The organism is Pseudomonas fluorescens NCIMB 11764 (assembly GCF_000293885.2).
GTDB lineage: Bacteria > Pseudomonadota > Gammaproteobacteria > Pseudomonadales > Pseudomonadaceae > Aquipseudomonas > Aquipseudomonas fluorescens_B.
Map to the genome: position 1 here is coordinate 3473214 of NZ_CP010945.1, position 24622 is coordinate 3497835.

Below are 24622 nucleotides of genomic sequence, written 5' to 3' on the forward strand. Positions count from 1 at the left end.
CAGTTCAGATCCATTAAGTAGGGGTTGCGTCGCATGTGTGGCATCGTCGGTATCGTCGGTAAGTCGAACGTCAATCAGGCGCTGTATGACGCGCTAACCGTCCTCCAGCACCGCGGCCAGGACGCTGCCGGTATCGTGACCAGCCATGACGGCCGGTTATTCCTGCGCAAGGACAATGGCCTGGTGCGTGACGTGTTCCATCAGCGTCACATGCAGCGTCTGGTCGGCCACATGGGCATTGGCCATGTGCGCTATCCGACCGCGGGCAGCTCGACCTCGGCCGAAGCTCAACCGTTTTACGTCAACTCGCCTTACGGCATCACCCTGGCGCACAACGGTAACCTGACCAACGTTGAACAGCTGGCCAAGGAGATTTACGAATCTGACCTTCGCCACGTCAACACCAACTCCGATTCGGAAGTGCTGCTGAACGTGTTCGCGCACGAACTGGCCCAGCGCGGCAAGCTGCAGCCGACCGAAGAAGACGTGTTCGCTGCCGTCACTGACGTGCACAACCGCTGCGTCGGTGGTTACGCCGTCGTGGCGATGGTGACCGGCTACGGCATCGTCGGTTTCCGCGACCCGCACGGCATCCGCCCGATCGTCTTCGGCCAGCGTCACACCGACGAAGGCGTCGAGTACATGATCGCCTCCGAAAGCGTGTCCCTGGACGTGCTCGGTTTCACCCTGATTCGCGACCTGGCACCAGGCGAAGCGGTCTACATCACTGAAGACGGCAAGCTGCACACCCGTCAGTGCGCGACCAACCCGTCCCTGACTCCTTGCATCTTCGAGCACGTCTACCTGGCGCGCCCGGACTCGATCATCGACGGCGTGTCGGTCTATAAAGCCCGTCTGCGCATGGGTGAGAAGCTCGCCGAGAAGATCCTGCGCGAGCGTCCGGATCACGACATCGACGTGGTCATCCCGATTCCGGACACCAGCCGCACCGCAGCGCTGGAGCTGGCGAACCACCTGGGCGTCAAGTTCCGCGAAGGCTTCGTGAAGAACCGCTACATCGGCCGTACTTTCATCATGCCGGGCCAGGCCGCACGGAAAAAGTCGGTACGCCAGAAGCTCAACGCCATCGAGCTGGAGTTCCGCGGCAAGAACGTGATGCTGGTGGACGACTCGATCGTTCGCGGCACGACTTGCAAGCAGATCATCCAGATGGCCCGCGAAGCCGGCGCCAAGAACGTCTACTTCTGCTCCGCGGCGCCGGCCGTTCGCTACCCGAACGTCTACGGCATCGACATGCCGAGCGCTCACGAGCTGATCGCGCATAACCGTTCGACTCAGGACGTAGCGGATCTGATCGGCGCAGACTGGCTGATCTATCAGGATTTGCCTGACTTGATCGAAGCGGTGGGTGGCGGCAAGATCAAGATCGAGAAGTTCGATTGTGCGGTGTTCGACGGCCAGTACGTGACCGGCGACGTCGACGAGGCTTACCTGAACAAGATCGAGCAGGCACGTAACGATGCCTCCAAGGTCAAGACGCAGGCAGTCAGCGCGATCATCGATCTGTACAACAACTGAGTAACTACCGGCCCTGAGGGGCCGGTTTTGTATCTACTAGAAGAGCAAGGCAAGGAGTGACAGCATGAGTCAGGATTGGGATGCCGGTCGGCTGGACAGCGACCTCGAAGGCGTAGCGTTCGATACCCTGGCCGTACGCGCCGGTCAGCACCGCACGCCGGAAGGCGAACACGGTGATCCGATGTTCTTCACTTCCAGCTACGTCTTCCGTACCGCCGCCGACGCGGCCGCGCGCTTCGCCGGGGAAGTGCCGGGCAACGTTTACTCGCGTTACACCAACCCGACCGTTCGCGCGTTCGAAGAGCGCATTGCCGCGCTGGAAAGCGCTGAGCAGGCCGTAGCGACCGCCACCGGCATGGCCGCGATCATGGCGGTGGTGATGAGCCTGTGCAGTGCTGGCGATCATGTGCTGGTGTCGCGCAGCGTGTTCGGTTCGACCATCAGCCTGTTCGAGAAGTACTTCAAGCGTTTCGGCATCGAAGTCGATTACGTGCCTCTGGCGGACCTGTCCGGCTGGGATGCGGCAATCAAGGCCAATACCAAATTGCTGTTCGTCGAATCGCCGTCCAACCCGCTGGCGGAGCTGGTGGATATCGCCGAGTTGTCGAAAATCGCTCACGCCAAAGGCGCGATGCTGGTAGTGGACAACTGCTTCTGCACGCCTGCGTTGCAGCAGCCTCTGAAGATGGGCGCGGACATCGTCGTGCACTCGGCGACCAAGTTCATCGACGGCCAGGGTCGTTGCATGGGCGGCGTCGTGGCCGGTCGTAGCGAGCAGATGAAAGAGGTCGTCGGTTTTCTGCGCACTGCCGGGCCAACCTTGAGCCCGTTCAATGCCTGGATTTTCCTCAAGGGCCTGGAAACGCTGAGCCTGCGCATGAAGGCGCACTGCGCCAATGCCCAGCAACTGGCCGAATGGCTGGAGCAGCAGGACGGTGTCGAGAAAGTCCATTACGCTGGCCTGAAAAGCCACCCGCAGCACGCGTTGGCTCAGCGTCAGCAGAAAGGTTTCGGTGCCGTGGTGAGTTTCGAGGTCAAAGGTGGCAAAGAGGGCGCCTGGCGCTTTATCGATGCGACCCGGTTGATTTCGATCACCGCCAACCTCGGTGACAGCAAGACCACCATCACCCACCCGAGCACCACCTCCCACGGCCGTCTGGCGCCGCAGGAGCGTGAAGCGGCGGGCATTCGTGACAGCCTGATCCGAATTGCGGTCGGTCTGGAAGACGTGGCCGACCTGCAGGCCGATCTGGCGCGCGGGTTGGCTGCCTTGTGATCGAGTTGTCCATCCCGACGACCGGTTCCAATGGCCGCGTTGCACTGGTAACCGGTGCCGCACGAGGCATTGGTCTGGGGATTGCGGCCTGGCTGATCAGCGAAGGCTGGCAGGTGGTGTTGACGGACCTGGACCGGGTGCGTGGTTCGAAAGTGGCGAAGGTTCTGGGTGATAACGCCTGGTTCATCGCCATGGACGTCTCGAACGAGGGGCAGGTCGCGCTGGGTGTTGCCGAGGTGCTGGGGCAGTTCGGGCGTCTGGATGCGCTGGTGTGCAATGCGGCAGTGGCCGATCCGCACAACATCACCCTGGAAAGCCTCGATCTGGCTTACTGGAATCGGGTACTGGCGGTGAATCTCAGCGGGCCGATGCTGTTGGCCAAGCACTGTGCGCCGTACCTGCGTGCTCACAGCGGTGCGATCGTCAACCTGGCCTCGACCCGTGCCGGGCAGTCGGAACCCGACACAGAGGCTTACGCGGCGAGCAAGGGCGGGCTGTTGGCCCTGACTCATGCGTTGGCGATCAGCCTGGGTCCGGAAATTCGCGTCAATGCCGTCAGTCCTGGCTGGATCGATGCGCGGGACCCTGCGGTGCGGCGTGCCGAACCCCTCACCGAAGCTGACCACGCGCAGCATCCGGCGGGCAGGGTAGGGACGGTCGAGGACGTGGCGGCGATGGTTGCCTGGCTGCTGTCGAAGAATGCGGGTTTCGTCACGGGCCAGGAATTTGTGGTCGATGGCGGCATGACCAAGAAGATGATTTACAGCGAGTGACAGGGCAGCGGCGTTGGCGCGAATGACTCGATTTTGTCTTTTTCAGAAAAACTTCAAGCGGGCTATTGACTTAGCTTCGTTAGGTGCGTAAATTTCGCGGCCTCAGAGAAGCAAAGGGTGATTAGCTCAGCTGGGAGAGCGTCTGCCTTACAAGCAGAATGTCGGCGGTTCGATCCCGTCATCACCCACCACTTCTTGAGAGTCTTGCGAAAGCAAGATGGAAGCTGAAAAGCCTCCACCGACGCGCAGCGGTAGTTCAGTCGGTTAGAATACCGGCCTGTCACGCCGGGGGTCGCGGGTTCGAGTCCCGTCCGCTGCGCCATATTTTCCGGGTCAGGTTTACCTGGCTCGAGATTGAAAGCCTCGAAGCTTTCGATCAGACGAGTTAGGACGCAAGTCCAAAGCGATACGCAGCGGTAGTTCAGTCGGTTAGAATACCGGCCTGTCACGCCGGGGGTCGCGGGTTCGAGTCCCGTCCGCTGCGCCATATCTGCCTCAAGGCCCACTGAACGCCTTGGAGCTACGAAGAAAGCCTTTGGTTTACTTCGAGTCGATAGCAAAGACCCTGGTCGAAAGACCGGGGTTTTTTGTGTCTGAAATTTGGCTTTTTATGCCACTCCAGCCTTTCCAGAGCCAACTTTCTGCCCGTGCGGTGCATAAAGGACTTGGTTCCCGGCTTCGATATTAATTAGAATCACTCTCATTTACGATAACTCCTTGGCACAGGGCTTCTTGAGATGAGTGATGCAGTGATGCCGAAGGAGCAAACCCTTCACGACCTGTACCGCGATCACCGGGGCTGGCTTGAAAGCTGGTTGAGAAGACGCATGGGCAACGGCTGTGATGCGGCGGACCTGAGCCAGGATACGTTCCTGCGTTTGCTGGCCAGCTCCCAGCGGATCGCCGACCTGCAAGAACCCCGTGCCTATCTGCTGACGGTGGGCAAACGCCTTCTGAGCAATTTCTACCAGCGTCGCAGTCTGGAGCAGGCCTATCTGGCCGCGTTGGCGTCGATGCCCGAAGAGTGTGCGCCATCACCTGAGCAGCGCTGGTTGCTGCTGGAAACCCTGCAAGCGCTGGATGAACTGCTCGACGGACTGCCGAGGGCAGTGCGACGGGCGTTTCTCTGGAGTCAGCTCGAAGGGTTGAACTACCAGCAAATCGCCGAGCGCCTGGAGGTGTCCGAGCGCACGATCAAACGCTACATGGCGCAAGCCTACGAGCATTGCCTGTTGGTGGACCTGTGAACAGTCAAGCGTCCGATGCCCGTCAGGCTGTCCGTGCTGCGGCGCAGTGGCTTGCGTTGTTGGAATCGGGCGGCGCCAATGAGCAGGACCGGGCGAATTTGCAACGTTGGCGTGAGACCTGCGCCACTCACGAGCACGCCTGGCAGAAGGCGCATGCCTTGCGTCAGCGTTTCACCGACCTGCCTTCAGGGCTGGCGCTGAGCAGTCTGGATCGTCCTGATCCGGGGCGGCGCGTGGTGCTCAAGCGCGCATTGGGCGCCGTGGCGTTGGTGCCGACGGCCTGGCTGATCAGCCGACAATTGCCTCTGGATGTCTGGCGTGCCGATCTGCACACGGCCACTGGCGAGCGCAAAAAAGTGCAGCTCGCCGATGGCAGCTCCTTGCAACTCAACACCGCCAGTGCCGTCGATGTGGATTTGCAGAGCCGCCGTGTGAAACTGATCGAGGGCGATCTGTCGCTGAAGGTGCCGGGGACTGCGCCGCTGACGATCCAGACGAAGTTCGGCAATGTCATCGTCAGTCAAAGCGAAGTCTGCGTTCGCCAGCACGCGCAAGGCTGTCGAGTGTCGGTGTTCAACGGATCCGTGCAGTTGCAGCCCTTGCAAGGGCCGGCGCTGGCAGTGCGCGGTGGCCAGCAGGTCAACCTGCAAGCGGTGGGTGTCGGAGCGATCACGCCATTCGATGCGCTGGCTCCCGGTTGGCGCGAAGGTGTGCTGATGGCCAGGAACCAGCCGCTGGGGGATTTCCTCCGCGAACTCGGCACCTACCGTCCGGGCGTTCTGCGCTGGGAGCCGGAGCTGGAAACACTGCGCGTCACCGGCAGTTTCCGGCTGGACGACACTGACCGCGTCCTCGCGCTGCTTGCGGCCAGCCTGCCGCTAGAGGTGCATTCCCGAACCCGCTACTGGGTCACGTTGCTGCCGCGCAAAAATAGTGTGTGAAGCCTGTCCCCTTTTTTCGACTCGCTTGTCATTCAAGGCATGTGAACGAATCAAGAGAGCCATTTCAATGTCCGCAACCTGCCATCCACGCCCGGCTTCTTTGCGCCTGCGTCCGTTGTTGCACCTGAGCCTGTTGTTGGGCCTGAGTGCCAGTCCGTTGTTCATCACCTCCAGTTGGGCCGACGACAGTGCCCGGCGCAGTTATCAGGTACCTGCCGGCAGCCTGAGCGATGCGCTGACCCGTTTCGCCGGGTTGGCTGGCGTCAATCTCTCGGTAGACCCTGCGTTGGTGAGCGGTCGCAACAGCACCGGTCTTTCCGGCGAATATGCCGTGGAGGAGGGCTTTGCGCGATTGTTGCAAGGTTCCGGTCTGCAACTGCAGCCGGTGGGCGAACAGGCTTACATCCTGACTCCGGCGCCAGAAGGCAGCAGCCTGCAGCTGGCCCCCACCTCGATTCTTGGCGCCACAGGCGGGGCCGACGGCGAGGTGTATGCCGGTGGCCAGGTCGCGCGCCGCGGTTCCCAGGGCTTGCTGGGCTCGAAAGACTTCATGGAAACGCCGTTCAGCATGACCACTTACACCAGTGAGGTGGTCAAGAATGTGCAGGCGCGTACCCTGGGCGAACTGATCGCCAGCGATCCTTCGGTTCGCGCCACCAACCCGGCCGGTGGGCGCTATGAGCAGTTCACCATTCGCGGGTTCAGCCTGTTCAACAGTGATGTCGCCTATAACGGTCTCTACGGCGTTCTGCCGACCTACACGATCGACATGGAAATGGCCGACCGCGTCGACATTCTCAAAGGCCCGAGCCAGCTCATCAACGGCATCTCGCCGCGAGGCGCCGTTGGTGGCGGGATCAACGTGGTGCCCAAGCGCGCGACGGACAAGCCGATCACTTCGTTCACCGGCAACTACGCGTCCGACAGCCAGACCGGCGGCGCCGTGGATATTGGCAGGCGCTTCGGTGAAGACAACAAGTTCGGGATTCGTTTCAACGGCGTGAAGCAGTCCGGCGACACCGAATGGGATCACCAGAATGTCGACCGCGAGATGGCCGTACTGGGCCTGGATTTTCGCGGTGAACGCCTGCGACTCTCGACCGACCTGGGGCGTACCGAGCGTGATACCGACGCACCGCAAGAGCGCGTGCAAGTCGGCGCCAACGCACAGGTTCCGCACGCCAGCGACGTACGTCACAACTATGCGCAACCCTGGAGCAAGGCGAGTACCAATGATACGTTCGGCACGGTGAACGGCGAATTCGATGTCAGCGATAACGTCATGTTGTACGGCGGCGTAGGCGCGCGTGAAAGCAATCATGACTTCCTCCGTCACGCCGTTTCAGTCACCAACAACAAGGGCGACTTCGCCGTTCAGCCCCGTGACTTCACCCGAGACGAAAGTGTCCGCACGGCTACCGCCGGGGTGCGCAACTGGTTCCACACCGGCCCGGTGAGCCATGAGGTCAACCTGGCGGCCAGCTATTTCTACATGGACTTCGAAAATGGCGGCGCCCGGTATGCCAATGCCAACAGCAACCTCTACAACCCCGTGGAAACGCGCACGCCGGTCACGCCCACTCGACTCGATTCGAAGGTCTACACCGAGAATCGCTCCACCGGTGTGGCGTTGTCCGACACCCTGGGCTTCTTCGATGACCGGCTGCTGCTGACCCTCGGCGCTCGATGGCAGCGCGTGAAGGTCGACGACTGGACGGCTGATGTCAAAGGTGACACCGCCTACGATGAGGAAAAGGTCTCGCCGTCGGGCGGTATCCTGTTCAAGGCGACCGATAAGCTGTCGCTGTATGCCAACTACATGGAAGGCCTGAGCCAGGGCAAGATCGCCCCGTCGACCTCGATCAACGAGGACGAGATCTTCCCGCCGTTCGTCAGTCGCCAGGTCGAGGTCGGCGCCAAGTATGATGCGGGTCAGTTTGCGGTGACCGCTGCGGTGTTCCGGATTAAGCAGCCAGCCTATGAAACCAACGCCACGACGCGCGTCTTTGGCCCGAATGGCAAACGTCAGAACGACGGTGTGGAGCTGAGTGTTTTCGGTGAGCCGCTCAAAGGTTTCCGCTTGCTCGGCGGTGTCATGTACATCGACAGTGAGTTGACCAATACCACCAATGGCACCTTCGACGGCAACCGCGCGCCGGCAACGCCCAAATACAACGTCAACCTCGGCGCCGAGTGGGACGTGCCGACCGTACAGGGCTTGACCTTGACCAGCCGCGGCATCTATTCCAGCTCGCAGTTCCTGGACCAGTCCAACAACAAGGAAATCGATTCGTGGGAGCGTTTCGACGTGGGCGCACGTTATGCGTTCAAGGTCGAGGACAAGAACATCACCCTGCGGGCCAATGTCGAGAACGTGGCGGACAAGCGCTACTGGAGTTCGGCCGGGGCTTCGGATGACAGCGAGCCGGGGTTGACGCTGTCGACGCCGCGAACCTACCTCCTTTCGGCGACTGTGGACTTTTAAGCAGTCAGCAAATTGTGGCGAGGGAGCTTGCTCCCGCTGGACTGCGTAGCCGTCCCCTCTGTGGGTGCTTCGCACCCGGACGGGAGCAAGCTCCCTCGCCACAGGTTCATTGCCAGTTTCAGCCTTGCAAATACACCGCATGCGTATGGGTGTACTCATACAACCCGTGCTTGCCATCCGCACCGCCAATCCCGGATTTACGCACCCCGGCATGGAAGCCCTGCATGGCCTCGAAATTCTCCCGATTCACGTAGGTTTCGCCAAAATCCAGCTCGCGCATCGCGTGCATGGTTTTGCTCAGGTCGCGGGTGTAGATCGACGACGTCAGGCCGTATTCGCAGTCGTTGGCCAGGGCGATGGCTTCGTCGAGGTCATCGATGATCTGAATCGGCAGCACCGGGCCGAAAATCTCTTCGCGCATGATGTCCATCGTAGCGTTGCAACCGGCGAGCACGGTGGGCTGGAAGTGGAAACCGTTCGGCAGATCGGCAATCTGCCCACCGCTGATCAAACTCGCACCCTGGCTCAACGCCGTGCGGACTTTACGGTTGACGCTGTCCAGGCCCTGACGGTTAATCAGCGGCCCCATTTCCACATCCGGCTGGGCGATCGGGTCGCCGAAGCGGGTAGCGCTCATGGCTGCCGCGATACGCTCGATAAACTGGTCCGCGACCCTGCGCTCGACATACACCCGCTCGGCGCAGTTGCACACCTGACCGCTGTTGATAATCCGCGAATCGCGGATGGCCTTCACCGCCAGATCCAGATCGGCATCCGCCAACACAATCGCCGGCGCCTTGCCGCCCAGTTCCAGATTGAGTTTGGTGATGTTCGGCGCGGCGGCGGCCATGATTCGCGAGCCGGTATCCACGCTGCCGGTGAAGCTGATCATGTCCACGCCCTTGTGCGCGCTGAGCGCCGCGCCGACTCGACCGTCGCCGCAGACCACATTGAACACGCCGGGCGGCAGGTCGGTTTTCGCCACCAGTCGGGCGAATTCGAAGCAGTTGTTCGGGGTTTCTTCGCTGGGCTTGATCACGATGGTGTTGCCGGTCAGCAGTGCCGGCGCCATTTTGCGGGCGATCAGGAAGAACGGAAAATTCCACGGCAGAATCCCGGCGACTACGCCTAGCGGCTTACGGAACAGAAAGATGTTTTCGTTCTGGCGGTCGCTGGTGATGATTTCGCCTTCGATGCGTCTGGCCCATTCGGCCATGTAGTCGAGGTAATCGGCGGTGAAGTTGACTTCGACTTCCGCCAGGGCGCTGATTTTGCCCTGTTCCAGCGTGATGGTGCGCGCCAGGTGCGCGACGTTTTCCCGCAGCTTGGCGGCGATGCGACGCAGATGCCCGGCGCGTTCAATCGCCGGTTTGCGCGACCAGTCTTTTTGCGCGGTGCGGGCGGCGGCGAGGGCGCGGTCTACGTCTTCGGCAGTCGAGGCCGGGACTTTCGACAGCACCGCGCCGGTGGCCGGGTTGATCACGTCGAGATGAGCAGCGCTGGCCACAAACTGGCCGTTGATGAAGTTTTCGTAGACAGGCATGGAGACGACTCCTTGATCAGTAGGTACGCGAAGGCGCTTGAGCGGTGGCCGGTGTGCGATAACGCGCCAGGGTGGCCATGGCGCTCTGACGCAGCAGGCTGATATCGATGGCCACCGCAATGAACTGACAACCCCAGCTCTGATAGCGGCGCGCGTCCTCTTCGTTCGGCGCAAGAATGCCGCAGGCCTTGCCGGCCGCCAGCGTGGCGTTCACCGCGTGTTGAATCCGTTCCTGGACTTCCGGGTGACCGGGATTGCCGGCGTGACCAAGCCCGATGGACAGATCCGCCGGGCCGATAAACACCGCATCGACGCCTTCGACGGCGGCAATCGCTTCGACGTTTTCAACACCCGTGCGCGATTCCACCTGAACGATCAGGCACAGCTGCTCATGCGCGGTGTTCAGGTAATCCGGTACGCCATCCCAGCGTGTAGCGCGGGTCAAACCGCCGCCGACGCCGCGAATACCGTGCGGCGGATAACGCATGGCGCGGACCAGTGCCGCTGCCTGCTCAGCGGTTTCGACCATCGGAATCATCAGCGTCTGCGCGCCGATATCCAGCAGTTGCTTGATCAGGTTGGCGTCGCCCGTCACCGCACGCACCACCGGTGCGGTGGCGTAGGGCGCCACCGCCTGCAGTTGCGCCAGCACGCCGGGCACGGTGTTCGGCGCGTGTTCGCCGTCGATCAGCATCCAGTCGTAACCGGTGGTGGCGACGATCTCGGCGGCGTAGCCCGTGGCGAAACCGGCCCAGATTCCATATTGGGTTGCCGGGTTTTTCAGGGCGGCCTTGAAAGCGTTGTGAGGCATGTTCATGACGGGGTCCTTACTCAGCGGTTGTACGGCCGATGCAGTTGGCATTCCGGGTTGAGCGTTACGCCAAAGCCGGGCTGGTCGAGTGCGGACAGGCGCATGCGGCCGTTCACCGGCACCGGTTCGCCGAGCAATTGCGGGTGGAACATCGGTACCACTTCGTCAGCCTTGGGCGCCATCATCAGGAACTCGGCGAACGGACTGTTATGCCGAGTGGCGACGAAGTGATAGCTGTAAACCGACGAGCCGTGAGGAATGACCAGCGCGTTGTGGGCGTCGGCCAGGGCGGAAATTTTCACCAGTTCAGTGATCCCGCCACACCAGCCGACATCCGGCTGGATGATGTCGCAGCAGCCCATCTCCAGCAGCATGCGGAAACCCCAGCGGGTCGCTTCATGTTCACCGGTGGTCACCAGCATGCCCTTGGGCACGTTGTTGCGCAGGGCGGCGTAACCCCAATAGTCGTCCGGCGGCAGGGCTTCTTCGATCCACTTCAAGCCATATTCGTGGGCGCCGACTGCGAGTTTGGTGGCGTAGTTGAGGTCCAGGCTCATCCAGCAATCGAGCATCAGCCAGAAGTCCGGGCCGACCCGTTCGCGCATGGTCGCCAGTTCTTCGAGGTTCTTGCGCAGGCCTTCCTCGCCTTCGGCCGGGCCGTGGTGCAACGGCATCTTGCCGCCGATGAACCCCATTTTCTGCGCCAGGTCCGGACGGGCGCCGGTGGCGTAGAACTGCAATTCGTCGCGGACCGCGCCGCCGAGCAACTGATGCACCGGCTCCTGGCGGATCTTGCCGAGCAAGTCCCACAACGCCAGGTCAACGCCGGAAATCGTATTGATGACGATGCCTTTGCGCCCGTAATACAGGGTCGACTGGTACATCTGGTCCCAGATTTTTTCGATGTCGGTGACCCGTGCACCTTCGAGAAAACGTGCCAGATGTTTTTCGACGATGTAGGCAGCGGGCTCGCCGCCCGTGGTCACTGCGAAACCGACGGTGCCGTCGCTGGCCTCGATCTCCACCACCAGCGTGCCAAGCACGTTGATGCCGAATGTGCGGCGGCTCTGGCGGTATTCGGGGTACTTGCTCATCGGCGTGGCAATGTGATCGTCGATCCAGTGGCCGTCCGCCTGATCGTGATAGTCCGCGCCGCCGCCTCTCAATGTGAAGGCGCGGACGTGTTTGATGGTTGGAATGCCCATGGTGTGACTCCTCAGGTTTAAACGGTGGCCGGTTTGCTGGAAGGCTTCTGCACGGGTGAACGGATGCCCAGGACCAGCAACGCGGCAATGACAGTGGTGCCGGCCAACACGTACAGACCGGCGGCCGGTGAATGGAAGGCGCCTTCGGCCCAGTTCTTCAGCACCGGGGCGATGAAGCCGCCGAGGGCGCCGAACGAGTTGATCAGGGCGATCCCGGCCGCCGCAGCGCTGCCGGCGAGGTAACTGGAAGGGAAGGTCCAGAACACCGGTTGCACGGCGATGAACCCGGAAGCGGCGAAGCACAGGGCGACGATGCCGAGGAACGGGCTGGCGAAGGTCACCGAGCAGGCGATCCCGGCTGCCGACATCAGCAAAGTCAGGCAAGCGGTGCGTCGACGTTCGCCGGTGCGGTCGCTGTAGCCGGGGATCAGGTACGCCGCGACTATCGCGCAGATCCACGGAATCGCCGTGACCAGTCCGACCATCAGTCCGACCTTGGTGCCCAGCAGTCCCCCGACCTGGGTGGGCAGATAGAACACCACGCCGTAGACACTGGCCTGAATCAGCAGATAAATCAGGCACAGGTACAGCACCGACGGCTGGCACAGGACGTTGAGCAGGCTGCGGCCGTGGTTCTGTTTGTGGCTGTCTTCTTGATCGAGGATGCCTTGCACTTGCTGGCGTTCTTCAACGGTCAGCCACTTTGCATCGGCCGGGCGATTGTCCAGGTACCAATAGGCCCAGACACCTACCGCCGTGGCCATCAGGCCTTCAACTGCGAACAGCCATTGCCAGCCGTGGACACCGGCAAACCCGTCCATCTCCAGTAACAGGCCGGACAACGGGCTGCCGAAGATGAACGCCAGGGGTGCACCGAAGTAGAAGAAGCCCATGGCTTTGCCACGCGCGGCGCTGGGGAACCAGTAGGTGAGGTAAAGGATGACGCCGGGGAAGAAACCGGCTTCGGCCACGCCCAGCAAGAAGCGCAGAACGTAGAAGCTGGTTTCGGTATGGGCGAAGACCATCGCGGCGGAGACCAGGCCCCAGGTGACCATGATCCGGCACATCCACAGACGGGCGCCGACGCGGTGCAGGATCAGGTTGCTCGGCACTTCGAGCAGCGCGTACCCGACGAAGAACACCCCGGCGCCGAAGGCGAACGCGGCGTCACTGATGTTGGTGTCGGCTTGAAAGGCTTGCTTGGCGAACCCGACGTTGGCGCGGTCGAGAAAAGCCATGATGTACATCAGCAGGAGAAACGGGAGCAGCCGCCAGGAAATTTTGGCGAGCAGAGGCGCAGGTAGAGTCTTCATCGCAGTTTTCCTTTGGTAGGGCATTTGTTCTTATGGGAAAGACTGTACGGCTGCGGATCGATGCGTTACAAATCGAATCTAGCTAACAACTGATACCCTCAGGGTATCGATAAAAAGGCCCGTCATGACGACACCCATCGTTTCCCGCAGCCTGCTCAACCGTCTGCGCTACAAGCATCTGCACATGCTGGTGGCGCTGAGTACCAGTCTGAACCTGCACCGCGCCTCGCAAAACCTGAACATGTCGCAACCGGCCGCCACCCGCATGCTGCATGAGATTGAAGACATGTTCGGCTGCGACCTGTTCGAGCGCCTGCCGCGCGGGATGCGGCCGACGGCACTGGGCGCCGAGTTGATCCGCTTCGCCGAGTCAGCCATCAGCGGCCTCGATCGCTGCGCCGAAGACCTGATCGCACGGCAGCAGGGCGGCTACGGCTATCTCTCCATCGGCACCATCATGGGCGCGGCACCGGACCTGGTGATGGATTCGATTGCCGAGATCAAGTCGCTGAATCCGCAACTGCGAATCCGCATCATGGGCGACACCAGCGACCAGGTGATTCAACTGCTGGAGCAGGGTCGCATCGACCTCGCCATCGCTCGACGCAATGCGGCCACTGACAGCGAGCACTACGCGTTCGAGCAACTGGGCAACGAACGATTGCTGGTGGTGGTGCATGCCGGTCATCCACTGGCCAGGCGCAAAAAACTCGAGCTGTCGGAACTGGTCAGCGGCTGGCCGTGGATCCTGCAACCGGAAACCAGTCCGGCGCGCATTGGGCTTGACCAGGCCTTGCAGCGCCTGGCCTTGCCGACACCTGCCGACATCATCGAATGCAGCTCGGTGTATTCCATGCAGCAGCTGATCCAGCTGACCGACGCCATCATGGTGTTGTCGGAAACCGCATTGCGCGACTACCTGAAAATGGGTCTGGTGGTGGCGCTGCCGGTAGAGCTGGACGTGCAATTGGCGCCGTTCGGATTGCTGTTGCGCAAGGGTGAACACATCAGTCGGGAGTTGGGTTTGTTCATCGATTTGCTTCGCCGCAAAGCAGCGGTTTTTTGATTCCTCGGTCAGATTTTTGTAACCAGTTGTTTTCTATAGACGCATAAATCTATAAAGTTAACCTTTCGGTCAACTTTGCACTGTCAACACAGCCCTTTGCAACGTCAAAAAGGGCTTCTGCAAGACTCGAGATTTCCAGAACATAACCAGAAGGGCGGGCCCATAACCGCCCAGAGGATGATCCATGTCCAACCGTGAAATATCCCGGCGCTCGTTCCTTCAGGGCGGGCTGGTGGCGGGTGTGAGCGTGACGCTGACACCGCTCGGCAGTCCGGCGCTGGCAGCCTTGATGGAAAACAGCGTGACCGTGCCGTCCGAGCAATGGCTCGGCAACAACGGCAAGGCGCGCTCGCGTAACGATGCCTTGTCCAAGGTCTGCGGCAGCAAAGTCTTTGCCCGCGACATCCGCGCCAAGGACATGCCGGGCTGGCCGCAGCAGCAGGGCCACGCCATGTTGCTGAAAACCATCAAGGCCGACCGCGTCTATGCGGGCTACGACCTGTCGTGGCTTGGTGCCGACTTGCAGCCCGATCGCATCGTCACCGCCGCGGACCTGGACAAGGACGGCATCGCTTTCCCGGAAGAGCACGCACCCGATCCGCTGCTGCCCGAAGGCAAGGTGCCGATGTTCATCGGCCACCCGGTGGCGATCCTGATCTGGAACGACTTCGAGCGCTTCCGTCAGGCCAAGGCGCAACTCAAATTCAATGACAAAGCGATTCGTTACGGTGCCCAGGTGCCGTTCTACGAAGGCGATCCCTACGGCAGTTTCCGCTACGTACGCGTCGGCGGCGCCACTTCGGCGGACGAAGACGAATTCGCCAGTCTCAAGGATTCGATCCTGTTTCCGATGCTGAAAAACCGTCGCCCGGTATGGAATTCCCAGCCGGACCTGCACGGCAACCTGACCGAGCGCGGTCTGTTTTACGCCGAGCGCATGAAGCAGCAGATCGATACGCCGCCAGACAACTGGCTGGTGTTCGACGAGCGCTACAAAACCCCGTCGATCGAACCGGCCGCAATGGAGCCGGACAACGGCAACGGCTGGTACGACCCGGCGACCAAGACCCTGCATTTTGTCGTCGCCACCCAGTGCCCGCTGGAAACCGCGACCGAGACCGCGAAGATGATCGCGCCGTCGCGTTTCGGCCTGGCCAACCTGCACATGCATCCGGGCTACACCGTCGGCTATGGCTCCAAAGACCACAACATTTTCGTCTACTACGCGGCCCTTGCGGCGTTGTACGGCGCCGGTGTGCCGGTGCGTCTGGCCAATGATCGCTACGAGCAATTCCAGAGCGGCATCAAGCGTCACCCGTTCGACATTCGCTACCAGCTGGCGGTGGACAAGACCGATCACAGCTTCAAGATTTTCCGCGCCGAGATGAGCGTCGATGGTGGCGGGCGGATCAACTACAGCCCATCGGTGGCGGCGGTTGGCGCCACGGCGGCGCAGTCGATCTACTACATGCCGCAGAACGATTTGCAGGTCACGGCTTATCACTCGCGTGCCGTTGAAGCGGGCTCGATGCGTGGCTACGGCACGCTGCAAAGCATGGCCTCCACCGAAATGATGGTGGATGAAATTGCCGGTCGCCTCGGCATCGACGCCATCGACCTGCGCAAGAAAAACGCCATGGTCTCGGGCATGAAAAACACCCAGGGCGCGGTGCCGGCGGGTGCCTTGCGTCTGCATGAAATTCTCGACAAGGCCTCCGTTCACGAGGTCTGGAAAAACCGCGACGCAATCAAACGGCAGCGCGAATCCGCAGACCCGGATAACTGGTATGGCGTCGGTTTTGCCATCTGCCAGAAAGACTTCGGCACCGGCTCCGAAGCACCGATGGCCAGCGTCGAATTCACCGCTGAAGGCCGCATCCATCTGCGCCACATCGGCATTGAAATCGGTACCGGCATGTCCACTTCGCAAGCACTGGTCGTGGCCGATTTCCTCGGCAACCCGGCGCACGAAGTGAAGACCGGCGAGACCGAATGGAAAGAGTTGCAACTGATCACCGGCGGCAACCCGTACATCATGAGTCAGGCCGAGCAGGACAACTTTCTGCGCAACCCGCGCTGGGTCGGCAAAGTGGCTTCGGCCTCGTCGGCGACCAACTCCGCGTACTACTTCAGCCACGCCACCCGTGAAGCGGCGCGCGTGCTGTTCAACCACGGTTTGTGGCCGGCAGCGTTGCAGATCTGGGGGCAGGGCCCTTACGGCGGCCAGGCCAATCCTTATGTGGTTCGTCGTGAAGACGCGCATTGGGTCGACGGCAAACTCACGGCCAACGGCATGCAGCCACTGAGCTTCGAGCAATTGGCGAAACACGCTCACGAAAAAGGGTTGGTGACCGGCGCAACCGTGCACGGTTTCAACCGCTGGAGCTGGGCCGAGGCCGAGTTCAGCATCGACGGCGTGCGTGAGCGTCTGCCGCTTGACGGCCTGGCGGTGAAGTACGGCGATGGCGCACCGAACGTGAAAAAAGCGCAGATGAACAGCGCCGGTTTCCATCTGCTCGATCGCCAGAACGTGCATTACCCGGACACTCAGTTGAACAACGCGGCGGTGACTTACTACAGCCCGGTGGCGACGCTGGTGGAATTGAAAGTGAACAAGGGTTCGGCCGAAGTGCAGGTGCTCAACCATCACTCGTGGGTCGAGTGTGGTCGGGTACTGGTGGAGGAGCTGGTCAAGGGCCAGGTCGAAGGCGGGATCGCCATGGGCATCGGCCACGCGTTGATGGAAGAAATGCCGCTGTACGAAGGCGGGCCGGGGGAGGGTGACTGGAACTTCAACCGTTACCGCTTACCGATGGCGCGCCACGTTGCGGTCTGGAAGCAGACGGCCGAAATCCTGCCGCCGCTGTCGCCGAGTGATCCATCGAAGGGCATCGCCGAAGTGGTGATGATCCCGGTGGTCGGTGCCATCGGTAACGCCGTGGCCCATGCCATCGGCAAACGGGTCCGCGACCTGCCCATCACTTCTGCCCGCATCAAGGAGGCCCTCAATGGCTGACCGTCCGCTTCAACTGACCCTCAACGGTCAATCCGTCGGCCCGGTGGCCATCCCTGATGACCTGCCGATGATCGACTACCTGCACGAATACAAAAACCTCACCGGCTCACGCCTCGGCTGCGGCCAGGGCATTTGCCACGCCTGTGTGGTGATCGTCGACCACCCCGACGGCACCAGCGAAGAAGTGCGCACCTGCATCACGGGCGCGCACTACTTCGAAGGCAAGAAAGTACGGACCATCGAAGGCCACGCGACCCGTGACGAACAGGGCAAGGTCACCGAACTGAACCCGATCCAGCAGCGCTTCGTCGATGAATTCGCCTTCCAGTGCAGCTACTGCGCCCCGGGTTTCGTGAATGCCGCGACCGTGTTGGTGGAGAAGCTGCAACGTCAGCCGATCGTCAAAAGCCAGCTGGAACAAGTGATCGAGGACAGCCTCGGTCACCACGTCTGTCGCTGCACCGGCTACGTGCGCTACTACAGTGCGACGCGCAACGTGCTGACCGATCTCGGCCTGGTCAAGGAGGGTTAAGCATGAAGCCTCTATTTTCCCGTCTGGCATTGGCGGTTGGCCTGGCTGCGCCGGTGTTGCTGGCGCAGGCGGATGATCAGGTTGTCCGCGGTGCCTATCTCGCTCGCGCCGCTGACTGCATGGCGTGTCACACCGCACCGGGTGGCGCGCCGTATGCGGGTGGCCTGCCGATCGTCTCGCCGTTCGGCACGATCTACGGCACCAACATCACGCCAAGCAAAGAGCACGGTATCGGCCTCTACAGCGATGATGAATTCTTCGCCGCGCTCACCGAAGGCAAGCGTCGCGATGGTGCGAACCTTTACCCGGCGATGCCCTACACCTCGTATCACTTGATGCCGCGTGAAGACTCCGACGCGATTCACGCGTACCTGAAAACGGTCGAGCCGATTGAGCGTGCAGCGCCGGTCACCAGCCTGAGCTTCCCGTTCAATGTGCGCCTGGGTTTGATGGGCTGGAACCTGCTCTATGGCAAGGACGTGAAACTGTCGTCGATCGAGGGCAAAAGCGAAGCCTTCAAGCGCGGCCAATACATGGTCGACGTGCTTGGCCACTGCGGCGAATGCCACACGCCGCGCGGTTTGCCCGGTGCGATGCAGCAAGACAAACGCATGACCGGCGGCCTGCTCAACGGCTATCTGGCGCCGAGCCTGCTGGCCGACGATCTGGCTGCACGTGGCTGGAATCATCAGGACCTGAGCTCGTTCCTCAAGCACGGCATGAGCGCCCAGGGCACGATGTTCAACGAGATGTTCCCGGTGTTCCACAACAGCACCCAGGGCCTCAATGACCCGGACCTGGCGGCCATGGCGACCTTCTTGCTCGGCGATCAGCCACCGGCGGCAAAAGTGCTGAACGAAGTGCCGTTCGAGAAACTGAGCGCCAGTGGCCAGCGCGGTCGTCAGGATTACCTCAATGTTTGCGCCGGTTGCCACGCGGTCAACGGCGAAGGCAAGCCGCACATCGCGGTCGCCATGCGCGGCAACACCACGCTGCGTCTGGAAGATCCACGCAACCTGGTGCGGGTGATCGACGATGGCATCGGTGAGCAGAAGTTTGCCGGGTTCGAACACATGCAACCGATGCCCGGTTTCGCGGAGAAGCTCAGCCACGAGCAACTCACCGATCTGTTGAACTACCTGCGTCAGGGCTGGGGTGGTCAGTCGGAAGACCTGGCGGTGGGGGATGTGCAGGCGCTGCGGGCTGATGCACCGCCGCTCGAGCACAAGGCGCACTGACATGCAGCATCTCGATCTGCAAGTGGTGCGCCGGGCGCTGGACTGGTCGACGGCCGGCCAGCGCTTCTGGTTGTGCACCGTGCTGGCCACCTATGGTTCAGCGCCCCGCGCGCCTGGATCGCTGCTGGCGGTGAATGCTCAGGGACAATGGATCGGCTCGCTGTCCGGCGGCTGCGTCGAGGAAGATTTCCTTGAGCGCGTCGCCGAGGGCGTATTTGATCAAGCCGTCAGCGTCGTGCGTTATGGCGAGGGCGATGATCCGCGTTCCCGGGTGAGCCTGCCCTGCGGCGGCGTGCTCGATGTACTGGTGGAGAGGCTGAACCCTGATTGCGAGGTTCAGGCGCATTTGCGGGAACTGGAGTCGGCGTTGTTGGGGCAGCGTCGGTTGATCCGCGAAGTCGATCTTGCCAGCGGCGCGCGCAGCGTGTTCGCCGATCGCGAGCAGGGCGTGCGCGTCGAGCGCGAGATCGACCGGGTTCGACTGCGGATCGGCGCAGCTCAGCGCTTGTTGCTCGCGGGATACTCCAGCGTCGCCCAGGCGTGTGCGGAGTTTGCGGTGGGCCTGGGTTTCGAGGTGATCCTGTGCGATCCCCGCGACGAAGTGCTGGAAGGCGTGGTGCTGGAAAATGTCGAGATCCGCCGTCAGTTGCCCTCGGTGTTCATCGCCGACGGTGGCTGTCACCGCGACACGGCGGTGGTTGCGCTGACCCACGATCCACGCATCGACGATTTGGCGATGATGGAAGCGGTCCGCACCGAGGCGTTTTACATCGGGGTGATGGGATCGATGCAGACGTCGCAGAAACGTTTCGAGCGGTTGCGCAGGATTGGTGGTTTGGGAGATGCGGAGTTGGCGCGGATTCATGCGCCGATCGGACTGAACCTGGGCAGCAAGACCCCTGCGGAAATTGCCCTCGCCGTACTCGCCGACATCATTCGGATCCGCAGCGGCATCCCACGAGATCGGCTCTGACCCCAAACCAATGTGGGAGCAAGCCTGCTCGCGAAGAGGCCGGCACATTCAACATTCATGTTGACTGTCTGGCCGCCTTCGCGAACAGGTTCGCTCCCACAATGGTTTTGCCGTGTCGGTCAGTACCCGAACTTGTCCCGCAACCCGTAATACCAAGCCCCCAGCGCCGCAAACGGCGTGCGCAGCAGTTGTCCACCGGGGAACGGATAGTGCGGCAAGCCAGCAAACGCATCAAAACGCTCAGCCTGACCGCGCAACGCTTCAGCCAGCACCTTGCCCGCCAGATGCGTGTACGTCACACCGTGACCGCTGCAGCCCTGGGAATAGTAGATGTTATCGCCCAGGCGCCCGACCTGCGGAAGACGCGACAGGGTCAGCAGGAAATTGCCGGTCCACGCGTAGTCGATCTTCACATCTTTGAGCTGAGGGAACGCCTTGAGCATCTTCGGCCGGATGATCGCCTCGATGTTCGCCGGGTCCCGCGCGCCGTACACCACGCCGCCGCCGAAAATCAGGCGCTTGTCACCGCTCAGGCGATAGTAGTCGAGCAGGTAATTGCAGTCTTCGACGCAATAATCCTGTGGCAGCAGGCTTTTCGCCAATTCATCACTCAACGGTTCGGTAGTGATGACCTGAGTGCCGCAAGGCATCGACTTGGCGGCAAGCTCCGGCACCAGATTGCCGAGATAAGCGTTGCCCGCGACGATGATGAACCTGGCCCGGACCTTACCCTGAGGCGTATGCACCACCGGGTTCGCGCCGCGTTCGATGCGCACTGCCGGCGATTGCTCATAAATAGTGCCGCCCAATGACTCGACCGCCGCCGCTTCGCCGAGCGCCAGGTTCAGCGGATGAATGTGCCCGCCACTCATGTCGAGCATGCCGCCGATGTATTGCTCGCAGTTCACCACTTCACGAATGCGTTTCTGATCCAGCAGCTCGAGCTGCGTGTGACCGAAACGCTCCCACAGGCGCTTCTGCGATTCCAGATGGCCCATCTGCTTCGCGGTGATCGCGGCGAACACACCGCCGTCCTTCAGGTCACACTGGATGTTGTATTTGGCGACCCGCTCACGAATGATCCGCCCGCCCTCGAACGCCATCTGCCCCAACAACTGTGCCTGCTTGGGGCCAACGGTGCGTTCGATCACATCGATGTCGCGGCTGTAGCTGTTAACGATCTGGCCACCGTTGCGGCCCGACGCGCCAAAACCCACCTTGGCGGCTTCCAGCACCGTGACCTTGAAACCGTGCTCCAGCAGAAACAGGGCAGAGGACAGACCGGTGTAACCGGCACCGATCACACAGACATCAGTCTCTACATCACCCTGCAAGGCCGAGCGTGGCGGAACCGAATTGGCCGATGCGGCGTAATAGGACTCTGGGTAGGGGGTGTTCGCCATCCTGCAGCCTCTGTTTAATATATTTTACGAGTGCCCCGATCCTACCCGAGTTAAAAATCGACCGCCAGCCACCACAAAATCTTCTTCGCAGACGCAAAATTAAATATTTTGCATATTCATAGGGTTAGCTCGAAAAAAGGTGTTGACACCCCTCCGGAATTCCGTAGAATGCCGCCTCACAGCAGGCACGTAGCTCAGTTGGTTAGAGCACCACCTTGACATGGTGGGGGTCGTTGGTTCGAGTCCAATCGCGCCTACCAAACAAAATCCGCTCTGCTGGGCGGTCTAGAAGGGCTCACCGAAAGGTGGGCCCTTTTTTGTTGCTTCGAGTTTCATGCAGGACTTTTGCAACACCCCGCTCAAAACGCCGATCAGCGCCCATCTGCCGTTCATCACCTCAAGGCAATCGCCGAGATATCATCCTGCGCAACCGGATGCGATTCTGAGGTGATGGCAATTTGGCATTGCTGAGATTTACGGGTATCGTAGCGCCCAATCTTTTACAGGCAATGGACGGCAGTAATGACAACAGGGACTTCAATCGTTACGAAGCAAGAGACTTACTCAGGTTACGAGATCCTTGTTGCTACAGTCGGCCCCATCAAAACAAATCCAGACGAACCAGAAAATCTGCAAACGCATCACACGACAAAAATTTCGATTTGGTTCGACGGAAAAGAAGTCAGAGGGGCCAGTGAAGCGCCTTCGATGCTTTTTGTATCCCGTGAAGATGCAGCCGAGTTTGGCTTCGAAATTGGCCGAATGATTGTCACCCAGCGTCGCAAGTCAGCTGCTTTCAAGCGGATAGTTCGCACCAGCGAGCTCTTTAAGCTACCGCGATTGCTTTTCCGTTATTAAGAATTCAGGTCGCGAAGCGGGTGAACTCATCCGTAATCATTGAACTGCCGGGCTGGCACTCCATGACGTGCCGGATAGCGCAGGTAGCCTCCGTCGCAGATGCTTGAAGCGGGCAATGCGATGCTTTTTGGGCTACTACTTCAGGCCAATCCGAACGTTGGCCTGAGGGAGTATATCGATGCTTGTGCACTGGTTTCTTGCTGCGATCCATCTCTTGGCGTTTGCCCTGGGTTTCTGGGCAGTCCTGTCTCGCGGTACGGCCTTTCGGCGCCTGGCTACAGGCGTGGGGGAAGCGCGCAGCGTATTGATCGCGGATAACCTGTGGGGGATTTCTGCAGTCCTCCTGTTGGTCACCGGTGGGATGCGCACCTTTGCCGGGTACGAAAAGGGCGCGGACTACTATCTTCACCAGCCGCTGTTCCACCTCAAGATGACGCTTTTCGTCCTCATTCTGCTGCTTGAAGTTGCGCCGATGGTGACGCTGATCAAATGGCGGATTGCACAGGCGAGGGGGGCGGCCATCAATACCGGCCGTGCAGCGCTGTTTGCACGGATCAGTCACATCGAAGCGCTGCTGGTTCTGTTGATGGTCGTGGCGGCTACCGGCATGGCGCGGGGTGTGACGTTTGGGTAGTCGAGTGCGGTTGCGCACTTCCCCAGGATTTATCCGAAACGTCCGACAGCCATGACGTGAGACATGCCGCTAGTATCGGCTTCACGTTCCGGGTGGCTGCGGTGGTGATAGCGACGCTTGAATCTTAGCCAGCCGTGGTTCCGGGGCGAACGGGCTGGCTACTGACTGCAGCAGGATTCAGGGTTGTGGCTTGTCCGGGGCGGTCAGGCCGGCCTGAATGCGCTGATAAATTTCTTCGCGGTGCACCGCAACGTCTTTCGGGGCGTTGATGCCGATTCTGACTTGCTGGCCGCTTACGCCCAGAATGGTGATCGTAATGTCATCGCCAATGTTTATGCTTTCACCGACTTTGCGGGTGAGTATCAGCATGGTCTTCTCCTTGATTGCTTTATAGGGCACCTGATTCGGACAGTGCAGAGGTCGGTGGTATGTATAGATTAGTGCGAAGTCTCACGGTTTGGGTGCCTCTTTCTGACGCGCAGATGCTGCATTAATTCCCAAGGCGTAACTATACAGAGGCCGCATCCATCATTCTCGTTGTTTTGAGCCCATTTTGCGGCACTCGGGAAGTATTCATGAATGTTAAAATCCCTGCTTTCAGCATTCAGAGGGAAGCGTTGTGCGCAAAATGGCCTTGGTAATCGCAGTACTGGCATTGGCGGGATGTGGTGAAGGCAAGAGCGTAGAGGCGCAAAAACCGCAGCCAGCGGCGACTGCCGCCCCAGTGGTGGCCGCCGCACCCCAGTGGGATCTGGAAGTACGAGGTGAAATAACCCAGGCGGTCAGCGATCTTAGCGGCTGGCTGATCGAGCACAGTTTTGTTGCCAGCGTGGTCAAGGAAAATGGCAAGACCCGCATCCTGATGGGCCCATACAATTCGAAAGCCGAAGCTGAAGCCAAGCAGACGGAGGTTCGCGCGGCGCTGACCCGGGCGAAAAAACAGAACATCGAATTGCTGGTCATCGAGCGTCCGGTGACTCAGTAACGGCGATTGACCACCCTGGTAAAGCGAGGGCGGTTAAAAACAAAAAAGGCCTTGGGCATTCAACCCAAGGCCTTTTTTGCGTTCAGTCAGCGTTCAACCGCACGCTTTCAAGTCAACCGGCCCGACAAACTCGTTTCCACGACCCATCACGCACGCCACACTTTGATTGCGTTGCCGTTCCCAGGCTTGCACCGGATAGGTTTTGTTCCAGGCCTCGTACAGTTGCCGATCCTGTTTTGACAGGCGCAAGCCGTACTGCTTGCTCATGTAGAAGTAAGTCCGGGCGATCATGCCGCGAATGGAAGGGCGAGGCATGACCTTCTTTGCCTTGAAATCAACCTGGGTCAGGCACGAGCCATATTGCCCGGATTGCTCAGGCAGCCAGCCAAAACTGAAGTTGCTGCGATCGCCGTTTACTTCGCCGATGCTCGGCACCAGATTGTGCAAGTCGGCCTCGGCTTTCTGATAGGTCGGGTCGTAGCGCGTGCAATTCTTGCGTCCGCCTTCCTGCCAGCACTGACGCTGGTGACCGATCTGCCAGGCAGGGACGATGTGCTCCCATTCGATGCGAGCAGCACGCTTGGCATTTTTGCGCGGCACATAACCACAGGCGGAGAGGTTCACCTTGTTGCCGGTGTACTTGCACCCGCAGTAGAACTCGGTGGATTGCGGCGCATACAACTTCCAGGCGACTTTCTTGGCTTCGCTGAAGGTGCGCGGAGCGTCAGCCTGGGCACCCATCGCGAAGAGCAGAAACAGCAAAGCAAAACAACGGACACTCATT

The 24622-nt window shown here is 60.7% G+C and carries 21 protein-coding genes and 4 tRNA genes; 18 read left to right on the forward strand and 7 right to left on the reverse strand.

Annotated elements, in window-relative coordinates:
• The first annotated feature begins 33 nt into the window (after positions 1–33).
• From purF to B723_RS16000, 9 genes are all read left to right on the forward strand, one after another.
• Positions 34–1539: an amidophosphoribosyltransferase gene (gene purF, locus B723_RS15960; protein ID WP_007905939.1), complete on the forward strand. Its 1506-nt coding sequence runs from the start codon at positions 34–36 to the stop codon at positions 1537–1539.
• A gap of 64 nt (positions 1540–1603) precedes the next feature.
• On the forward strand, positions 1604–2815 hold the full coding sequence (locus tag B723_RS15965; protein WP_017337641.1) for an O-succinylhomoserine sulfhydrylase: 1212 nt from the start codon (positions 1604–1606) through the stop codon (positions 2813–2815).
• A complete protein-coding gene (locus tag B723_RS15970; RefSeq protein ID WP_017337642.1) occupies positions 2812–3588 on the forward strand; it encodes an SDR family oxidoreductase in 777 nt (258 codons plus the stop codon). Before B723_RS15965 ends, B723_RS15970 begins: the two co-directional genes overlap by 4 nt.
• Positions 3589–3703: 115 nt before the next feature.
• Positions 3704–3779: transfer RNA gene (locus tag B723_RS15975), tRNA-Val, on the forward strand.
• Positions 3780–3833: 54 nt separating this feature from the next.
• A tRNA-Asp gene (locus B723_RS15980) sits at positions 3834–3910 on the forward strand.
• An 88-nt stretch (positions 3911–3998) separates the two neighbouring features.
• A tRNA-Asp gene (locus B723_RS15985) sits at positions 3999–4075 on the forward strand.
• A 250-nt stretch (positions 4076–4325) separates the two neighbouring features.
• Positions 4326–4835 (forward strand): sigma-70 family RNA polymerase sigma factor, encoded by a 510-nt coding sequence (locus tag B723_RS15990; RefSeq protein ID WP_017337643.1) that lies wholly within the window; start codon positions 4326–4328, stop codon positions 4833–4835.
• Positions 4832–5776 (forward strand): FecR domain-containing protein, encoded by a 945-nt coding sequence (locus tag B723_RS15995; protein ID WP_017337644.1) that lies wholly within the window; start codon positions 4832–4834, stop codon positions 5774–5776. Before B723_RS15990 ends, B723_RS15995 begins: the two co-directional genes overlap by 4 nt.
• 67 nt (positions 5777–5843) lie before the next feature.
• Complete coding sequence (locus B723_RS16000; protein WP_017337645.1) at positions 5844–8261, forward strand: TonB-dependent receptor; 2418 nt, start codon at positions 5844–5846, stop codon at positions 8259–8261.
• A gap of 118 nt (positions 8262–8379) precedes the next feature.
• On the opposite strand, the gene aldA is transcribed toward B723_RS16000, so the two are convergent.
• Genes aldA through B723_RS16020 form a run of 4 tightly spaced genes read right to left on the reverse strand, consistent with a single transcriptional unit; the run spans position 8380 to position 13133 of the window.
• Positions 8380–9804, reverse strand: coding sequence for an aldehyde dehydrogenase (gene aldA, locus B723_RS16005; protein ID WP_017337646.1), 1425 nt, complete (start codon positions 9802–9804; stop codon positions 8380–8382).
• 16 nt (positions 9805–9820) lie between these two features.
• Entirely contained in the window at positions 9821–10621 is an 801-nt protein-coding gene (locus B723_RS16010; RefSeq protein WP_017337647.1) for an aldolase/citrate lyase family protein, read from the reverse strand.
• Between the two features lie 14 nt (positions 10622–10635).
• On the reverse strand, positions 10636–11820 hold the full coding sequence (rhmD, locus tag B723_RS16015; protein WP_008067008.1) for an L-rhamnonate dehydratase: 1185 nt from the start codon (positions 11818–11820) through the stop codon (positions 10636–10638).
• Between the two features lie 17 nt (positions 11821–11837).
• Complete coding sequence (locus tag B723_RS16020; RefSeq protein WP_017337648.1) at positions 11838–13133, reverse strand: MFS transporter; 1296 nt, start codon at positions 13131–13133, stop codon at positions 11838–11840.
• Positions 13134–13257: 124 nt separating this feature from the next.
• Between B723_RS16020 and B723_RS16025 the strand changes: the two genes are divergently transcribed.
• The 5 genes from B723_RS16025 (at position 13258) to B723_RS16045 (ending at position 19958) form a co-directional block, all read left to right on the forward strand.
• The gene (locus B723_RS16025; protein WP_017337649.1) at positions 13258–14199 is read left to right on the forward strand and encodes a LysR family transcriptional regulator; all 942 of its coding nucleotides are present in this window, start codon (positions 13258–13260) and stop codon (positions 14197–14199) included.
• A gap of 184 nt (positions 14200–14383) precedes the next feature.
• A complete protein-coding gene (locus B723_RS16030; protein ID WP_017337650.1) occupies positions 14384–17215 on the forward strand; it encodes a xanthine dehydrogenase family protein molybdopterin-binding subunit in 2832 nt (943 codons plus the stop codon).
• On the forward strand, positions 17208–17747 hold the full coding sequence (locus B723_RS16035; RefSeq protein ID WP_017337651.1) for a (2Fe-2S)-binding protein: 540 nt from the start codon (positions 17208–17210) through the stop codon (positions 17745–17747). The genes B723_RS16030 and B723_RS16035 overlap by 8 nt, the downstream gene beginning before the upstream one ends.
• Positions 17748–17749: 2 nt before the next feature.
• Positions 17750–18985: a cytochrome c gene (locus tag B723_RS16040; protein ID WP_017337652.1), complete on the forward strand. Its 1236-nt coding sequence runs from the start codon at positions 17750–17752 to the stop codon at positions 18983–18985.
• 1 nt (position 18986) lies between these two features.
• Complete coding sequence (locus B723_RS16045; protein WP_017337653.1) at positions 18987–19958, forward strand: XdhC family protein; 972 nt, start codon at positions 18987–18989, stop codon at positions 19956–19958.
• Positions 19959–20077: 119 nt separating this feature from the next.
• On the opposite strand, the gene B723_RS16050 is transcribed toward B723_RS16045, so the two are convergent.
• Complete coding sequence (locus B723_RS16050) at positions 20078–21361, reverse strand: NAD(P)/FAD-dependent oxidoreductase (RefSeq protein WP_017337654.1); 1284 nt, start codon at positions 21359–21361, stop codon at positions 20078–20080.
• A gap of 183 nt (positions 21362–21544) precedes the next feature.
• On the opposite strand from B723_RS16050, the gene B723_RS16055 reads away from it, so the two are divergent.
• From B723_RS16055 to B723_RS16065, 3 genes are all read left to right on the forward strand, one after another.
• Positions 21545–21621: transfer RNA gene (locus tag B723_RS16055), tRNA-Val, on the forward strand.
• 262 nt (positions 21622–21883) lie between these two features.
• Positions 21884–22219 carry a hypothetical protein gene (locus B723_RS16060; protein ID WP_017337655.1) on the forward strand — a complete coding sequence of 112 codons (336 nt, stop codon included), beginning with the start codon at positions 21884–21886 and terminating at the stop codon, positions 22217–22219.
• Positions 22220–22397: 178 nt separating this feature from the next.
• Positions 22398–22853 carry a DUF2214 family protein gene (locus B723_RS16065; protein ID WP_017337656.1) on the forward strand — a complete coding sequence of 152 codons (456 nt, stop codon included), beginning with the start codon at positions 22398–22400 and terminating at the stop codon, positions 22851–22853.
• 177 nt (positions 22854–23030) lie between these two features.
• On the opposite strand, the gene csrA is transcribed toward B723_RS16065, so the two are convergent.
• A complete protein-coding gene (gene csrA / locus B723_RS16070) occupies positions 23031–23222 on the reverse strand; it encodes a carbon storage regulator CsrA (RefSeq protein ID WP_017337657.1) in 192 nt (63 codons plus the stop codon).
• Between the two features lie 250 nt (positions 23223–23472).
• Here csrA and B723_RS16075 point away from each other — a divergent pair, with 250 nt between their 5' ends.
• The gene (locus B723_RS16075) at positions 23473–23838 is read left to right on the forward strand and encodes a hypothetical protein (protein WP_017337658.1); all 366 of its coding nucleotides are present in this window, start codon (positions 23473–23475) and stop codon (positions 23836–23838) included.
• A gap of 93 nt (positions 23839–23931) precedes the next feature.
• Here the strand turns inward: B723_RS16075 and B723_RS16080 are convergent, their stop codons facing one another.
• Entirely contained in the window at positions 23932–24621 is a 690-nt protein-coding gene (locus tag B723_RS16080) for an endonuclease (RefSeq protein WP_017337659.1), read from the reverse strand.
• Between the last annotated feature and the right edge of the window lies 1 nt (position 24622).

Bases quoted from the DNA above. Each gene is read 5' to 3' on its own strand.
- purF (WP_007905939.1), top strand. From the start codon at position 34: ATGTGTGGCATCGTCGGTATCGTCGGTAAGTCGAACGTCAATCAGGCG.
- B723_RS15965 (WP_017337641.1), top strand. From the start codon at position 1,604: ATGAGTCAGGATTGGGATGCCGGTCGGCTGGACAGCGACCTCGAAGGC.
- B723_RS15990 (WP_017337643.1), top strand. From the start codon at position 4,326: ATGAGTGATGCAGTGATGCCGAAGGAGCAAACCCTTCACGACCTGTAC.
- B723_RS16000 (WP_017337645.1), top strand. From the start codon at position 5,844: ATGTCCGCAACCTGCCATCCACGCCCGGCTTCTTTGCGCCTGCGTCCG.
- aldA (WP_017337646.1), bottom strand. From the start codon at position 9,804: ATGCCTGTCTACGAAAACTTCATCAACGGCCAGTTTGTGGCCAGCGCT.
- B723_RS16010 (WP_017337647.1), bottom strand. From the start codon at position 10,621: ATGAACATGCCTCACAACGCTTTCAAGGCCGCCCTGAAAAACCCGGCA.
- rhmD (WP_008067008.1), bottom strand. From the start codon at position 11,820: ATGGGCATTCCAACCATCAAACACGTCCGCGCCTTCACATTGAGAGGC.
- B723_RS16020 (WP_017337648.1), bottom strand. From the start codon at position 13,133: ATGAAGACTCTACCTGCGCCTCTGCTCGCCAAAATTTCCTGGCGGCTG.
- B723_RS16025 (WP_017337649.1), top strand. From the start codon at position 13,258: ATGACGACACCCATCGTTTCCCGCAGCCTGCTCAACCGTCTGCGCTAC.
- B723_RS16030 (WP_017337650.1), top strand. From the start codon at position 14,384: ATGTCCAACCGTGAAATATCCCGGCGCTCGTTCCTTCAGGGCGGGCTG.
- B723_RS16035 (WP_017337651.1), top strand. From the start codon at position 17,208: ATGGCTGACCGTCCGCTTCAACTGACCCTCAACGGTCAATCCGTCGGC.
- B723_RS16040 (WP_017337652.1), top strand. From the start codon at position 17,750: ATGAAGCCTCTATTTTCCCGTCTGGCATTGGCGGTTGGCCTGGCTGCG.
- B723_RS16045 (WP_017337653.1), top strand. From the start codon at position 18,987: ATGCAGCATCTCGATCTGCAAGTGGTGCGCCGGGCGCTGGACTGGTCG.
- B723_RS16050 (WP_017337654.1), bottom strand. From the start codon at position 21,361: ATGGCGAACACCCCCTACCCAGAGTCCTATTACGCCGCATCGGCCAAT.
- B723_RS16060 (WP_017337655.1), top strand. From the start codon at position 21,884: ATGACAACAGGGACTTCAATCGTTACGAAGCAAGAGACTTACTCAGGT.
- B723_RS16065 (WP_017337656.1), top strand. From the start codon at position 22,398: ATGCTTGTGCACTGGTTTCTTGCTGCGATCCATCTCTTGGCGTTTGCC.
- csrA (WP_017337657.1), bottom strand. From the start codon at position 23,222: ATGCTGATACTCACCCGCAAAGTCGGTGAAAGCATAAACATTGGCGAT.
- B723_RS16080 (WP_017337659.1), bottom strand. From the start codon at position 24,621: ATGAGTGTCCGTTGTTTTGCTTTGCTGTTTCTGCTCTTCGCGATGGGT.